We start from the raw sequence: 13601 nt of genomic DNA on the forward strand, positions 1-13601 counted from the left end.
TCCCCCGGGTGGCGATAAATGCGACAAGCCTTTCTTGTGACATCGAAATATGTCCACTGATTAATCGGGTTTCGGACATCTCCGCCACTTGACGGCAGAGCCCCCTGCGTCCGTGCCGTTCGCCCAGCGCGATCGTCACGATGCGCCACCCGCTCAGGCCTGGACACGCTCAGAGCCGCAGCGCCTCCGGGGCGTGCAGGCGGAGCATGGTGGTGCCGACGTCGGGCGGGAGCCGCCGCCGGGTGGCGATCGAGACCGCCACCATCACCGTGAACGCCAGCGGCACGGTCCACGCGGCCGGCTGGGTGGTCAACGTGGCCGGCCAACCGGTCAGCGGCGGACCCAGCACGGTGAGCAGCACGGCGCCCATCGCGGCACCGCCGCCCACCAGCACCCCGGCGGCGGCGCCCAGGTCGGTCAGCCCGCGCCACCAGATGCCCAGCACCAGCAGCGGGCAGAAGCTCGACGCGGCCACCGCGAAGGCCAGCCCGACCACCTGGGAGACGTCCAGCCCGGACAGATTGAGCGCGAGCACCGCCGGCACCCCGCCGGCGATCACCGTGGCCAGCCGGAAGCCGCGTACCGAGCCGCGGCCGAGGACGTCGGTGGAGATCACCCCAGCCACGCTGGTGAGCAGCCCGGATGAGGTGGAGAGGAACGCGGCGAACGCCCCGGCGGCGACCAGCGCGGCGAGCAGCCGGCCGACCTGCCCGTCGCCGAGCACCGCCCCGGGCAGCAGCACCACCACCGCGTCGGTCTGGCCGGTGACCAGCAGTTGCGGGGTGTAGATCCGGCCCAGCACGCCGTAGATGGTGGGCAGCAGGTAGAAGACACCCACCAGGGCGAGCACCACCAGGGTGGTCCGGCGGGCGGCCGCGCCGTCCGGGTTGGTGTAGAAGCGCACCAGCACGTGCGGCAGCCCCATGGTGCCGAGGAAGGTGGCCAGGATCAGCGAGTACGTCGCGAACAGCCCCCGGTCGTCGTCCCCGGCGGTGTCCGGCAGCAGCCAGTCCGCCGCGTCGGTGGCCGTACCGGAGACCTCCGGCACCGGGTCGCCGGCGGCGAAGTCGAGCCGGTCGCCGGGGCGTACCTCCCGGACGTCGCCGTCGGGGAAGGTGAGGGTCGCGCGGTGCTCGACCACGACGGTGGTCGCGGTCCGGAACGCCGGCCCGTCGGGCGGGGTCACCGCCGGGCGGGCGTCGGCCTGCCACTGCAACGCCAGGAAGATCGCGGGTACGGCCAGCGCGGTCAGCTTCAACCAGTACTGGAAGGCCTGGACGAAGGTGATCGCCCGCATCCCGCCCAGCGCCACGTTCGCGGTCACCACCACGGCGACCAGCAGCGCACCCACCGGGTACGGCGAGCCGGCGACCGTGGCCAGGGTCAGTCCGGCGCCCTGGAGCTGGGGCACCAGGTAGAGCCAGCCGATGAAGATCACGAAGACGGTGGCCAGCTTGCGCAGCCGCCGCGAGCCGAGCCGCACCTCGCAGAAGTCCGGCAGGGTGAACGCCCCCGAGCGGCGCAGCGGGGCGGCCACGAAGAGCAGCAGTGCCAAATAGCCGGCGGCGAAGCCGACCGGGTACCAGAGCACGTCCACGCCGTACTTGAGGATCAGGCCGGCCACGCCCAGGAAGCTCGCCGCCGACAGGTACTCGCCGCCGATCGCGGCGGCGTTCCAGGTCGGGCTGATCGCCCGGGAGGCGACCAGGAAGTCGGAGGTCGTGCGGGCCAGCCGCAGCCCGTAGAAGCCGATCCCGACCGTGACCAGGGTGACCGCCACGATGGCCGGGACGACGTACCCGTTGCCCATCTCAGCGCTCCGGCCGCTGGACCAGGTCGGTGAAGTCCTGCTCGTTCCGTTCGGCCAGCCGCACGTACGCCCAGCCGACCGCGATCAGAAACGGGAACGCGGCCACCCCGAGCAGCAGCCACGGCAGGTTGACCCCGAGCACGGTGACCCGACCGACCGAGGGTGCGATGGCGAACAGCCAGGGCAGGCCGCCCAGCCCGATCAGCACCAGCAGGCTGAGCCGCAGGGCCAGCGCGAGCTGGGCCCGCACCAGCCCCCGGACCAGCGCCTCGCCGACCCGGGTCTGCTGGGTCAGTTCGGAGCGGGTGCGGTCCGCCCGGCTGCCCGAGCGGGACACCTCGGCCAGCACGATCCGGGTACGCCGGGGCGGCTCGGCCGCGCGCGGGGCCGGCACCGGAGCGGCAGCCGGCCGCCCCGGAACGCCCCGATCGTCCGCTCCGGTCATCTCCGGCAGTCTCGCCTGATCACCGCGAATGTCAAGGCTCCGCGAGGCGTCCGTCGCACCGGCCTGTGGACAACTTGTGGAGAACGCGTCACTCCTGTGGACAACCCGGTGGATGACGGTGGGTTCGTTGTGGACGACGGGGCGGGATGTCAGGGTGGTCGGGTAGGGAGGAGGTGTGACGGTGACCCGTACCGGATCTCTTCGTGGCCCGGGAGGACGCCCTCGACCGGAGCGGTGCCGCGCTCGACCCGGCTGATGTGCTCCTCGTGGTCGAGGTGATCTCGCCGAACAACGCCGGCCGGGACCTGGTGCTCAAGCGCCACGAATACGCTGCGGCCGACATCCCCCGCTACTGGCTGGTGGAGCCACGGAAGCAGACGCTGACCGTGCTGGAGCACGTCGGCGGCTACCGGGAGACGGCCGTCCTCGGCGCGGCGGAAGTCCTCCGAACGGATCAGCCGTTCCCGCTTGTCCTCCCGGTCGCTGACATCTTCTGAGCGCGTCCCGGAACCTTCGTCCCCGCCCGCGAGTGGGAGAGGTGGAGAGGGGAGGTGACGGTGTCCGACGGTGAATTGATCTCCGAGCTCTACGCTGGCTGCTTCCGCCGGCTGGTGGTCCAGATCTACGCGGTGACCGGGGATCTGAGTGAGGCACAGGAGGCGGTCCAGGAGGCGTTCACCCGGGCTCTGACGGCGCCCGGACGGTTCGCCCGGCTTGACAACCCGGAGGCGTGGCTGCGGCGGGTCGCGGTGAACGTGGCTCGCAGCCGGCACCGGCGGCGACGCGTGCTGGACCGGTTGCTGCTCCGGATCGGTCCGCCACCCGCCGTCGCCGATCGCTCGCCAGAGCACCTGGCCCTGCTGGCGGCGTTGCGGGACCTGCCCGAGGGGCAGCGACACGCGCTGGCCCTGCACTACCTCGTCGACCTGCCGGTCGACGAGGTCGCGGCAACCCTCGGCGTCTCCGCCGGCACGGTGAAGTCCCGCCTCTCCCGTGGGCGGCAGGCTCTGGCAGCGCTGCTCAGCGACTCCGACGTCACTGGCAGCACGAGCACCAGGAGGACCGATGTCCGATCGTGAGTTCTCCGGCTTCGACATCGACACCATGACAGACGCCGTTCGGCAGCCGCCCCTCGATGAGTTGCGTGCTGTAGCCCGCTCCCGCCGGCACCGGTCGGTCGCGCTAGCGGCGACGGCCCTGGCCGCGCTGGCCGCGATGGCGGTCGTACCGCTGGTGTCCCCGCCAGAGCAGCATGAGCCGGCGGTGCCGGACAGGCCATCGCCCGGTCCCACCCTGTTTGGCAACCCCGGCGACTTCACGCTTACCGGTCCCGCCTCGGGGGTGGACGTGCGCATCGACAGCTGTCTACTCCGCTTCGCGCGCACCGACGACGGGGGCCGGACCTGGTCCGACTGGGACGCGGCCCGGTACCAGGCCACCAGATGCAAGCGTGGCTCCACCGAGACGGCGGAGAAACTGGAGTACTCCGTGCTCGGTGACCGGTCGTATCTGGTCGACGACGGTGGACTGCTCCGCCTCTCAACGGACTACGGCCGTACGTGGCATGACGCGGACCGGGCGATCGTGGGGGTGCGCGCGTTTCCGGCGGCAGCCCGGCCGGTCTTCTGCCAGTTCGGCTGCGGGGCGATGAATGAGCCGCTGGCGGTGGACCCGTCGACCGGCAAGGTTTACCGGCTCACAGGCGAGCCGCCGTCGCCGCTCCAGCTGTTCAGCCTCTACCCGGCTCCGGATGGCACCATCTGGGCGACGTACCGGGCAGGTGGTGCGGCGACCACCGGGGCCCGCAGCGCCGACCGGGGCGCGACCTGGAAGACCTGGCAGCCACCGGACAGTACGAGCCTCCTGGCGCTGGTGGGGGTCGACGACCGGGAGGGGTACCAGCTGATGTCGTCCCCGGCCGGCTCGACCACGCTGGCGCGGACCACGGACGGCGGGGCGAGCTGGACCGCCACCGGCGCCGACCTGCCGGAGGGACCGCACTGGGACCTGACGGTGGGGACGGACGGGTCCCTGCTGGCGATCACGCAGACCGGCCCGGAGGACAGCCACTCGGCCGAAGTTTTGGTCAGCCGGGACGACGGACGGAGTTTCACGGTGGCGCGGGGGAAGGGCTGGCCCGTCGGTTCGGTCAGTGTCGCCCCCGGCTATGCCTGGCTCTTCGGCCGGTACGACGGGTCGAACGGCGAGCCGGACCATTTCGTCCTCACCCGCGACGGGCGTACCTGGACCCAGTTCGACCTCGCCCTCTGATTGGCGCGGCGGCGCGGCCGAACGGCCGTGCCGCCGCGGCCGGACCGGGCGTTGCTCGCCGTGCCGGCCGGACGGCCGAGCGCCGTTTCAGCGGTTCCAGTCCTGTTTCGCCGCCCGGACCAGCTTGTCCTTCAGTTCCCGCGTGTGCCGGCGGCTGACCGGCAGCTCCGTCCCGTCGATCACCACCACGTAGCCCGAGTTGACCAGCCGCAGCTCCGCGATCAGCTTCAACTGCACCAGGTACGACCGGTGGATCCGCACGAAACCGGCGTCCGCCCAGCGCTCGGCGAGGGTGGCCAGCGAGACCCGGACCAGGTGCGAAGCGTCCGCGGTGTGCAGCCGGGCGTAGTCGCCCTGCGCCTCCACCCAGCGCACCGCCGAGCGGGGCAGCATCCGGGTCGTCCCGGCCAGCTCGATCGGGATGGTCGGGTCCTCCTCCGCCCGGGCCAGGGCCGCCGGGTGCGACGGCACCACCCGGGAGCCGATCACCCGGCGCAGCGACTCGGCCAGCCGCTCGGCGCGTACCGGCTTGCGCACGTAGTCGGTGGCGCCCAGGTCGAACGCGTCGACCGCGCCGTCGTCGTACGCGGTGACGAAGACGATCGCCGGCGGCCGGGCGAACCGCCGCAGCACCCGGGCCAGCTCCATCCCGTCCAGCCCGGGCATCCGGATGTCCAGGAAGACGACGTCCACGTCGGCGTCGCGGAGCACCCGCAGCGCCTCGGTGGCGTCCCCGGCCGTGTGCAGCCGGGCCACCCGGGGATCGGCCCGCAGGTGGTACGCCAGCTCGTCCAGCGCCGGCGGCTCGTCGTCCACCGCCAGCACCCTGAGAAAACCGGATGCCGTCACTGCGCTGACCCCGCCGTTCGCTCGCCGCGCTCGCTCACGAACCCGCCCGTACCCCGGGATGGAACTTCGGCACCCGCATGCTCACCTTCGTACCCGAGCCCAGGCCGGTCTCGACGGTCAGGCCGAACCGGTCCCCGAAGACCGACCGCAGCCGCTCGTCGACGTTCGACAGGCCCACGTGCTGCCCCGCGTCGTCGGTCGGGTCGCCGCCCGCGGCGGCCAGCTCGGCAATGCCGGCGGTGAGCGTGGTCGGATCCATCCCCACTCCGTCGTCCTCCACCGTGATGTGGCACTCGGCGCCCGCGTCCCGGGCCTCGATGCTCACCATGCCGGTGCCCGGCTTGCGGGACAACCCGTGCCGGACCGCGTTCTCCACGAGCGGCTGGAGGCAGAGGAACGGCAGGGTCACCGGCAGCACCTCCGGGGCGATCTGCAGGCGCACCTGGAGCCGGTCGCCGAACCGGGCCCGCTCGATGGTCAGATACCGGTCGATCGAGCGCAGCTCCTCGGCGAGGGTGGTGAACTCGCCGTGCGCCCGGAACGAGTACCGGGTGAACTCGGCGAACTCGAGGATCAGCTCCCGGGCCCGCTCCGGGTCGGTCCGGACGAACGAGCCGATCGCGGTCAACGCGTTGTAGATGAAGTGCGGGCTGATCTGGGCGCGCAGGGCGCGTACCTCGGCCCGGGCCAGCCGCTCCCGGGACGAGTCCAGCTCGGCCAGGGCGAGCTGGTCGCCGGCCCAGTGCGCGGTCTCCAGGGTCGCCTGCACCAGCCCCGGGGCCGGCTGCTCGTCGGCGATCGCCACCAGCGCCCCGACCACCCGGCCGTCCGCGCTCAGCGGCGCCACCACCGCGCCCCGCACCGGGCAGTCCACCAGGTCGCAGCGCAGCTCCGACTCCCGCAGCACGGTCGACCGCCCGGCGGACGCCGCCCGCCGGGCCGCCGCGAGCAACTGGTCGCCGTGGTGCGCGCCGCGCCCGTCGAGGGCGAGCAGGGCCTCCCGGTCCGTCAGGGCCAGCCCGGCCGCGCCCACCAGCGCCCGCAGATGGCGTACGGCCTTCGCCGCGCCCGTGCTGCTCAACCCGGCCCGCAGCGGCTCGGCGGCGAGGCCGGCGGTGTGCAGCACCTCGTAGGTGGCCCGCTGGGTGGCCGTGGCGATGCCCCGCCGGGCGCGCAGCCGCAGCACCGCCCAGAGTGCCGCGGCGAGCGCGGTGACCAGCGAGACGACGCCGAAGACGGCGGAGAGGTTGCCACCCACGGCCCAGATCCTCGCGGCTCGGCGGCCGCCCGCCAAGGGGTCAGTACGCGCCCTTGCGGGCCACCACCACCCCGATGGTCCGCCACAGGATGCTCAGGTCGTACGCCAGCGACCAGTTGTCGACGTAGTAGAGGTCGAGCCGGACCGCCTCGTCCCAGGAGAGGTCGGAGCGACCGGAGACCTGCCAGAGCCCGGTGATGCCCGGCCGGACCAGCAGCCGGCGGCGGACGTCGCCGAGGAAGTCACCGTCGTCGGCCGGCAGCGGACGCGGCCCGACCAGCGACATCTCGCCCCACAGCACGTTGATCAGCTGGGGCAGCTCGTCCAGCGAGGAGGCGCGCAGGAAGCGGCCCACCGGGAACACCCGCGGATCCTGCTTGATCTTGAACAGCATGCCGTCGGTCTCGTTCTGGTCGACCAGGCTGGCCAGCCGCTCCTCGGCGTCGGTGTACATGGTCCGGAACTTCCAGACCCGGAAGGTCCGCCCCTCGTGCCCGACCCGGGGCTGCCGGAAGAAGACCGGCCCGGGGTCGGAGATCCGGATGGCGACCGCGATGGCGAGGAAGAGCGGGATCAGCAGCACCAGGCCCAGCCCGGCGGCCATCCGGTCCATCAGGTTCTTGACCAGCAGCGCCGGGCCCGACAGGGTCGGCTCCTCGACGTGCAGCAGCGGCAGGCCCTCGATCGGGCGGATGTGCACCCGGGGGCCGGCGATGTCGGTGAGCTGGGGCGCGACCACCAGGTCGACGCCGGAGCCCTCGAGCTGCCAGGCCAGCCGGCGCAGCTCGCCCGGCTCGGCGCTGGCCGAGCCGCAGACCGCGATGGTGTCCCCGCCGACCTCCCGGACCAGGGCGAGCACGTCCCGGCCGGCGTAGACCGGCACCGGGGTCTCGATGCCGCGCGCGGCGGCATACCCGTCCGTCAGGTGGATGGCCACCGGCACCAGGCCGGCCCCGGGGCTGCGGGTGACCGTGGTGTAGACCTCCAGGCACTCCGGCAGGGTGCCGACCAGCACCATCCGATGCCCGGCCTGACCCGCCCGGCTCCGGACGACGTGCAGCAGGAAACGGGCGACGAGGCGCTCCAGCAGGATCAGCACCAGCGCCCCGAGCAGGGCGAAGCCGACCGTGTAACGCGAAAGGTCGGTCTTGGTGGCGAACGCGATGAACGAGACCGTCGCGGCGACCGCGACACCACCACGGATCACCCGCTTGAACTCGTCCGGCCCCAGGCCCAGGTAGCGCCGATCGTATGCCCGGTTGCCCCAGAGGATGATCAACCAGCCGAGCGGCAGCAGCAGGAACGCCACCGTGTAGAACCAGGTGGGGTCTTCCTTGGCGTTGTAGAAGCCGGCCCGGGCCTGGCCGAAGGCACTCTGCGCGATCCAGTCGGCCGCCACCACTGCGACGAAGTCCAGCAGGAGCAGGATCGCGGTGTAGGGGCGGTGCCAGCGGGACACCCGGCGACGGGCGCGGGCCCACGCCGACCGGGGTACGCCGTTGTGCGACGGCGGAGTCGGCGGCTGGATCTCGAAGCTGTCGACGTGCCGCACGCTCTTGCTCCGGCCTGTGTTGGTTACCGGGCGCTGGAGGCTTGTCGTCACCTCAACCCATGTCCTCCCGCATGACACGCGCCCTCACTCGCCGTGAGGACCCGGGTCGCCCACCGTCCCAGTCTCCCACGCGGGCCCGGTCGGGACGGCCCCCCGGAGGGAGATGCCGTCCGTCGGTGCTCGTGGGGATCTGGCCGGCTCCGTATCGGTTGTGAAGCCGGGGACCGAGCCACTATACCGATGGATGGCGGCCCCGGTAGAGGCGCGAGTGGGACGTTCGGCGATCCGCGGCCGATTCCTCTCCGTAGTCGTCCCGTGTGATTACTCACCGTACGAGGCGTGACAACCTTCGGTCAGCGAGCGGCTTGCCGCCGGTCTGGCAGGTCGGGCAGTACTGGAGGCTGGAGTCGGCGAACGAGACCTCGCGGACGGTGTCGCCGCAGACCGGACAGGGCAGCCCGGTCCGGGCGTGCACCTTGAGGCCCGAGCGCTTCTCCCCCTTCAGCTCGGCGGCCCGCTGGCCCATCGAGCGCCGGACCGCGTCGCCGAGCACCGCGCGGGTCGCCGCGTGCAGCGTGGCGAGCTGGTCGTCGGTGAGCCGGTCGGTGATCGCGAACGGGGACAGCTTCGCCGCGTGCAGGATCTCGTCCGAGTACGCGTTGCCGACCCCGGCCAGCACCGCCTGGTCGGTCAGCACCCCCTTGACCTGGCCCCGCCGGCTGCGTATCCGCTCGGCGAAGGTGGCCAGGTCGGCGTCGAACGCGTCCGGGCCCAGCTTCGTCACCCCGGGCACCAGCGCCGGGTCGGTCACCAGGTACGCGGCCAGCTTCTTCTGGGTGCCGGCCTCGGTCAGGTCGAAGCCGGAGCCGTCGTCGAGGCGTACCCGCAGGGCGATCGGGCCCTTGCCGGGGCGCAGCGGGGCGGTCGACGGGAACGCCTCCCGGTAGTGCAGCCAGCCCGCGCGGGCCAGGTGGACCACCAGGTGCAGCCCGCCGTCGAATCGGACGTCCAGGAACTTGCCGTGCCGGCCCGCGCCGACCACCGCCTTGCCCGCCACCGCGCTCGGCGGCGGATCGTACGTCTTCAGGGCACTGATCGCGGCGACCTCGACGCGCTCGACGCGCCGGCCCACCGCCCGCTCGCGCAGGTAGCCGGCGAGCGCTTCCACCTCCGGTAGTTCGGGCACCGTACAACGGTAGCCTTCTTTCCCGTGAGAATCGTGGTGGCGCACAACCGGTACCGGGAAGCCCAGCCCTCCGGCGAGAACACGATCGTCGACGCGGAGATCGCCCAGCTCACCGCGGCCGGGGTGGAGGTGCTGCCGTTCCTGCGCAGCTCCGACGAGATTCCCACCATGTCGAAGCCGGCCAAGGCGCTGCTGCCGATCTCGCCGATCTGGGCGCCGCAGGCCCAGCAGGACCTGGACCGGCTGCTCGCCGAGCACCGTCCGGACGTGCTGCACCTGCACAACCCGTACCCGTTGCTCTCGCCCTGGGTGGTGCGGACCGCGCACAAGCGCGGCGTGCCGGTGGTGCAGACGGTGCACAACTACCGGCAGGTGTGCTCCTCCGGGCTCTACTTCCGGGACGGGGTTATCTGCCAGGACTGCCGAGGGCGGGCGCTGGGCGTGCCGGCGATCGTGCATCGCTGCTACCGGGGCTCGCGGGCGCAGAGCGCCCTGATGGCCACCACCCTCGCCGTGCACCGCCCGACCTGGCGGTCGGTGGACCGGTTCATCGCGCTCACCACCGCGGTCGCCGACCACCTGCGGGACTACGGCATCCCGGACGAGCGGATCGTGGTCAAGCCCAACGCCGTCCCCGACCCGGGTACGCCGGCGCCGCTCGGCGACGGGTTCCTCTTCATGGCCCGCCTCACCCCGGAGAAGGGGCTCGACCTGCTGCTGGAGGCGTGGCGACGGCATCCGGTGGGGGCCCTGGGCACGCTGCGAATCGCCGGCGACGGCGAGCTGCGCCCGCTGGCCGAGGCGGCCGCTGCCGACCGCCCCGACGTGGTCTACCTGGGCCAGCTCGACCGGGCCGGGGTGTGCGCCGCGATCGAGGCGAGCGCCGTGGTGCTGGCGACCTCCACCTGGCACGACGTGCTGCCGACCGTGATCATCGAGGCGCTGGCCAGCGGCCGGCCGGTGCTCGGCACCGCGCTCGGCGGGATCCCGTACCTGGTCGGCGCGGACACCCCACGGGAGCCCGCGGGCACCGGGCCGGCCGAGGTGGCCTCCGCCGTCGCCGGGGATTCCGCTGGCCCGGCCATCCCCGACGGTGTCCAGGTGGGCGAGGCCGGCTGGGTGGTGGCCCCGGACCCGGCCGCGCTGGCCGCCGCCCTGCCGGTGGCGCGGGCCGGTGCGGCGCGGCTCGCCCCGGCGGCCCGGGCCCGCTACGAGCGCACCTTCCACCCCGACGTGGTCACCAAGCGCCTCATCGACATCTACGCGGATGTCGCGCGGAGTCGGACGGCGATCGCCGGGGACCGCTGATCCTGCGGACCTCCGTGGGTCATCACCGAATGTGATCCGCCTCGGTGGTCGCCCAGGTCTCACTCAACGTAACCGGCGAAGGGTGCCCGCTCGGGGAGTGCTGCACCCGCCCCTGAGCATTTTCGGCGCTGAGCTGGGCCGATGCCGGATTCCCAGGGATTCCCACCAGACCCCGCTTCGCCGCCTTTGCTCTGCAGCCATCGACGCAACAGGCACTTTCAGCTACCGCTGCGCCGGTGGCTGCAGAGCAAAGCGAGTGGGGTGGTTGGGTGCGACCGCTTTCGGAAGGTCACTCACCGTAACCCGGGACTGTTGGGCGTGGCCGGTCCCAGCCGCGGTCGTCAGCGGAGGGAGGCGCGGGCGGAGAACGCGATGCTGGCGAGCAGGAAGCCGCCGTTGACGATCGTGAAGGCGACGACCAGCCAGACGGCCAGCGCCGGGGCGAAGGTCAGCACCAGGCCGGCCAGGAAGATCACCGCGCCGTAGTCCCGGACCAGCTTCACCAGGCGTACCGGGAGCGAGGACGAGGTGACCATGCTGGCCGCGTTCGGGCCGGCCTGCATCACCGAGGTGACCAGGTTGACCATCCAGGTGCCGGCGAAGACCGCCACCAGCCAGGTCGGCGTCGACGGGCGCTGCGCCACGACGGTCGCCCCCAGGGCGGCGACGAGGGCGATCTGGGCGGCCACGTCGCAGAGCACGTCGATCCGGGCACCCGCCGAGCTGCCCTGCCCGGTGACCCGGGCGAGCTGCCCGTCCGCGCAGTCCAGCGCGTAGGCGAGCTGCCAGCCGACCAGGGCGACCAGTCCGACCGCCCAGGCCGGGACGTCACCGGCGGCCACCGGGCCGGCGAGCGCGATCACGGTTACCGAGGCGGTCAGGCCGAGCACCAGGTTGGTGAGGGTCAGCGCGGTGGGACGCAGCCCGAGCCGCTGGGCGACCAGCGCGAAGAACGCCCCGATCCACTGGCTTATCGACTCGCTGAACAGACCGCCACCCCGGTTGGCCCGGTGGAAGTCGGCGACGGCGGGCCGGGACGGGTCAGCCAAGGTCATCGCGAAGTTCATCGGCGTAATCTCCCAGCCGCCGGCGGGTCTCGTCGGGCGACATCGCAAGGTGTTCGAGGATGGTGTAACGGCCCGGCCGGGTGGCCGGCGCGTACTGCACGGCCTCGACGAACTGCTCGTCGGTCAGGCCCAGCTCGGCCGGCGTGGTCGCCAGGCCGTGCCGGTGCAGACAGCGAACGAGCTGCCGGAAGCGCTCGGTCTCCCCGCGCAGGAAGGTGCAGAACAGCGCGCCGAGGCCGACCTGCTCGCCGTGTGAGCCGGTGCCGGGGTAGAGCTTGTCGATGGCGTGCGAGATCTCGTGGTCGCCGCCGCTGGCCGGTCGGGTCGACCCGCACACCGAGCTCGCGATGCCGCCGAGGATGAGCGCCTCCGCGAGGGTGGTGAGGAAGCCGTCGTCGGTGATCTTGCCGGGGTGGTTGAGCAGCGCCTCGGCGCCCGTCCGGGCGAGGGTGAGGGCCAGGCCGTCGATCGGTTCGCCGCGTACCTCGTGCGCCAGCTCCCAGTCGGCGCAGGCGCTCAGGTTGCTCACCGCGTCGCCGATGCCCGCCTGGGTCTGCCGGTCCGGCCCGCTCTCCACGAAGTCCAGGTCCACGATCACCGCGATCGGGATGTGCACCCCGTAGGAGCCCTTGCCGCCCTCGTGATCGAGCGAGGCGGTGGGCGAGGCGATGCCGTCGTTCGCCAGGCTGGTCGCCACGGTCACCATCGGGATGCCGTAGCGGGTGGCGGCGTACTTGGCGGTGTCGATGGTCTTGCCGCCACCGATGCCCACCACGGCGTCGTATTGGCGGCGGCGCAGCCGGTCACCGAGCTGGTTGGCCGCGTCGATGGTGCCGCCGGTGACGGTGAACACGTCGGCCGCGCCGAGGGACGGCCGACACAGCTCGACGATCTTCTCGCCCTGACCGGGGCCGACCACCACCGCCACGTCGCCCCCGGTGGAGATCCGGCGGTCGGCGAGGAGCGGACCGAGGTCGGCGACCGCACCGCGGCGGACCTCGATCGCCAGCGGGGTGTTGACGGTCCGGGCTAGTAGCGGCACGCGATCTCCCACGCCCGAGCCAGGTCGGCGTGGTTGTCGACCTCGACCCAGGAGACGTCGCCGATCGGCGCCGCCCGCACCTCGCCACCCCGGTCGGCGAACTCCTGGTAGCCGTCCTCGTAGTAGAGGTTCGGGTCGCGCCGCCAGGTCGCCTCCAGGGCGTCGGCGAGCGCGTCGGCCACCTGTGGCTCGATCAGCGTCGCGCCGATGTACTCCCCGTACGCCTCACCCGGGTCCATCAGCTTGGTGATCCGGGTGAGCTGGCCGGCCGCGTCGAAGGTGGTTTTCATCTCCTCCTCGGCCAGCGGCTTGAGGGTGTCGACGGCGAGCAGGATGGCCGGCCCGCGCTCGGCCAGCAGGGTCTTCTCCACGCTCACCGGGTGCACGGTGTCGCCGTTGACCAGCAGCATGCCCCGGGAGAAGTGCTCCCGGGCCAGCCAGAGCGAGTAGGCGTTGTTCCACTCCTCGGCCTTGTCGTTGAAAACGAGGGTGATCTTGACGCCGTACTTCTCCTCCAGCGCCGCCTGCCGCTGGCGGACCGCGTCCGCCGCGTAGCCGACCACGATCACGATTTCGGTCAGGCCCACCTCGGCGAGGTTGCGCAGCGCGATGTCGAGGATGGTGATCTCCCCGTCCACCGGCACCAATGCCTTCGGCAGGGTGTCGGTGTACGGGCGCAGCCGACGCCCCGCACCGGCTGCCAGTACCATCCCGATCATGCCGACGCCTCCCCACGACTGACACATGGTCATCGTGGAGAATAGCGTCACCGCCCGGCAGTGCTCCGGCCAACTGGTGTTAGCCGGTCGTTCA

General features: G+C 72.4%; 12 protein-coding genes and 1 pseudogene. 4 read left to right on the forward strand and 9 right to left on the reverse strand.

Annotated features, from left to right (window positions below):
* Positions 1 to 169: 169 nt before the first annotated feature.
* Together ACGF4F_RS23220 and ACGF4F_RS23225 are read right to left on the reverse strand one after the other, a co-directional pair.
* Positions 170 to 1810 carry a cation acetate symporter gene (locus ACGF4F_RS23220; protein ID WP_357434344.1) on the reverse strand — a complete coding sequence of 547 codons (1641 nt, stop codon included), beginning with the start codon at positions 1808 to 1810 and terminating at the stop codon, positions 170 to 172.
* 1 nt (position 1811) lies between these two features.
* A complete protein-coding gene (locus tag ACGF4F_RS23225; RefSeq protein WP_357434343.1) occupies positions 1812 to 2255 on the reverse strand; it encodes a hypothetical protein in 444 nt (147 codons plus the stop codon).
* A gap of 197 nt (positions 2256 to 2452) precedes the next feature.
* On the opposite strand from ACGF4F_RS23225, the pseudogene ACGF4F_RS23230 reads away from it, so the two are divergent.
* The 3 genes and pseudogenes from ACGF4F_RS23230 to ACGF4F_RS23240 all read left to right on the forward strand — a co-directional run.
* Positions 2453 to 2752 (forward strand): annotated as a pseudogene (locus ACGF4F_RS23230) (Uma2 family endonuclease); the annotation flags it as partial.
* Positions 2753 to 2812: 60 nt separating this feature from the next.
* Positions 2813 to 3334, forward strand: a complete 522-nt coding sequence (locus ACGF4F_RS23235; protein WP_357434342.1) for a sigma-70 family RNA polymerase sigma factor — start codon at positions 2813 to 2815, stop codon at positions 3332 to 3334.
* On the forward strand, positions 3321 to 4526 hold the full coding sequence (locus ACGF4F_RS23240) for a hypothetical protein (protein WP_357434341.1): 1206 nt from the start codon (positions 3321 to 3323) through the stop codon (positions 4524 to 4526). The genes ACGF4F_RS23235 and ACGF4F_RS23240 overlap by 14 nt, the downstream gene beginning before the upstream one ends.
* An 87-nt stretch (positions 4527 to 4613) precedes the next feature.
* On the opposite strand, the gene ACGF4F_RS23245 is transcribed toward ACGF4F_RS23240, so the two are convergent.
* The 4 genes from ACGF4F_RS23245 to ACGF4F_RS23260 all read right to left on the reverse strand — a co-directional run bounded on the left by ACGF4F_RS23245 (position 4614) and on the right by ACGF4F_RS23260 (position 9371).
* The gene (locus ACGF4F_RS23245) at positions 4614 to 5375 is read right to left on the reverse strand and encodes a LytTR family DNA-binding domain-containing protein (protein ID WP_357434340.1); all 762 of its coding nucleotides are present in this window, start codon (positions 5373 to 5375) and stop codon (positions 4614 to 4616) included.
* Between the two features lie 34 nt (positions 5376 to 5409).
* The gene (locus ACGF4F_RS23250; protein WP_357434339.1) at positions 5410 to 6633 is read right to left on the reverse strand and encodes a histidine kinase; all 1224 of its coding nucleotides are present in this window, start codon (positions 6631 to 6633) and stop codon (positions 5410 to 5412) included.
* Positions 6634 to 6673: 40 nt separating this feature from the next.
* The gene (locus ACGF4F_RS23255; protein WP_357434338.1) at positions 6674 to 8185 is read right to left on the reverse strand and encodes a sugar transferase; all 1512 of its coding nucleotides are present in this window, start codon (positions 8183 to 8185) and stop codon (positions 6674 to 6676) included.
* Positions 8186 to 8510: 325 nt separating this feature from the next.
* Entirely contained in the window at positions 8511 to 9371 is an 861-nt protein-coding gene (locus ACGF4F_RS23260) for a DNA-formamidopyrimidine glycosylase family protein (RefSeq protein WP_357434337.1), read from the reverse strand.
* Between the two features lie 24 nt (positions 9372 to 9395).
* Between ACGF4F_RS23260 and ACGF4F_RS23265 the strand changes: the two genes are divergently transcribed.
* Complete coding sequence (locus ACGF4F_RS23265; protein ID WP_357434336.1) at positions 9396 to 10679, forward strand: glycosyltransferase; 1284 nt, start codon at positions 9396 to 9398, stop codon at positions 10677 to 10679.
* A gap of 341 nt (positions 10680 to 11020) precedes the next feature.
* On the opposite strand, the gene ACGF4F_RS23270 is transcribed toward ACGF4F_RS23265, so the two are convergent.
* The 3 genes from ACGF4F_RS23270 to ACGF4F_RS23280 are packed head-to-tail and all read right to left on the reverse strand — an operon-like array spanning position 11021 to position 13507.
* The gene (locus ACGF4F_RS23270) at positions 11021 to 11746 is read right to left on the reverse strand and encodes a CDP-alcohol phosphatidyltransferase family protein (RefSeq protein WP_357434335.1); all 726 of its coding nucleotides are present in this window, start codon (positions 11744 to 11746) and stop codon (positions 11021 to 11023) included.
* The gene (locus ACGF4F_RS23275; RefSeq protein ID WP_073837057.1) at positions 11721 to 12788 is read right to left on the reverse strand and encodes an iron-containing alcohol dehydrogenase family protein; all 1068 of its coding nucleotides are present in this window, start codon (positions 12786 to 12788) and stop codon (positions 11721 to 11723) included. The genes ACGF4F_RS23270 and ACGF4F_RS23275 overlap by 26 nt, the downstream gene beginning before the upstream one ends.
* Positions 12776 to 13507, reverse strand: a complete 732-nt coding sequence (locus ACGF4F_RS23280) for a sugar phosphate nucleotidyltransferase (RefSeq protein WP_393080206.1) — start codon at positions 13505 to 13507, stop codon at positions 12776 to 12778. Before ACGF4F_RS23280 ends, ACGF4F_RS23275 begins: the two co-directional genes overlap by 13 nt.
* Positions 13508 to 13601 lie beyond the last annotated feature (94 nt).

This window comes from Micromonospora sp. NPDC047740, from assembly GCF_043204735.1.
Taxonomy (GTDB): Bacteria; Actinomycetota; Actinomycetes; order Mycobacteriales; family Micromonosporaceae; genus Micromonospora.

What these genes read in the sequence shown, in the direction of transcription:
- ACGF4F_RS23220 (WP_357434344.1), bottom strand. Translation starts at nt 1,810, where the DNA reads ATGGGCAACGGGTACGTCGTCCCGGCCATCGTGGCGGTCACCCTGGTC.
- ACGF4F_RS23225 (WP_357434343.1), bottom strand. Translation starts at nt 2,255, where the DNA reads ATGACCGGAGCGGACGATCGGGGCGTTCCGGGGCGGCCGGCTGCCGCT.
- ACGF4F_RS23240 (WP_357434341.1), top strand. Translation starts at nt 3,321, where the DNA reads ATGTCCGATCGTGAGTTCTCCGGCTTCGACATCGACACCATGACAGAC.
- ACGF4F_RS23270 (WP_357434335.1), bottom strand. Translation starts at nt 11,746, where the DNA reads ATGAACTTCGCGATGACCTTGGCTGACCCGTCCCGGCCCGCCGTCGCC.
- ACGF4F_RS23280 (WP_393080206.1), bottom strand. Translation starts at nt 13,507, where the DNA reads ATGATCGGGATGGTACTGGCAGCCGGTGCGGGGCGTCGGCTGCGCCCG.